This window comes from Bacillus cereus group sp. BfR-BA-01347 (genome assembly GCF_022663835.1).
Lineage (GTDB): Bacteria > Bacillota > Bacilli > Bacillales > Bacillaceae_G > Bacillus_A > Bacillus_A thuringiensis_K.
Genome location: NZ_JAKUGG010000087.1, coordinates 1 through 332 on the forward strand (window position 1 = coordinate 1; position 332 = coordinate 332).

The following is a 332-nucleotide window of genomic DNA, read 5'->3' on the forward strand; positions in this document are numbered from 1 at the left end:
ACGGAACCCTTCTGGTAGATATTTTGTGTCACTATTAGTTGAAACAGAAGTACAAGAACTTCCGAAAACACATTCTTACATTGGAATAGATGTAGGACTAAAAGATTTCGCCATTTTGTCAGATGGAACACACTATGAAAATCCGAAGTTTTTCCGATCATTAGAAGATAAGTTGGCGAAAGCACAGCGTGTGCTTTCTAGAAGGATGAAAGGATCTTCTTGCTGGAATAAACAACGAGTAAAGGTAGCTAGAATTCATGAATACATATCCAATGCTAGAAAAGATTACTTGGACAAAATTTCAACTGAAATCATCAAAAACCACGATGTTA

1 protein-coding gene is annotated in these 332 nt (G+C 35.8%); it reads left to right on the plus strand.

The window, feature by feature from the left end:
• Positions 1 to 332, plus strand: a 332-nt coding sequence (locus MR143_RS32770) for an RNA-guided endonuclease InsQ/TnpB family protein (protein WP_242281306.1), incomplete at both ends; no start/stop codon positions are given.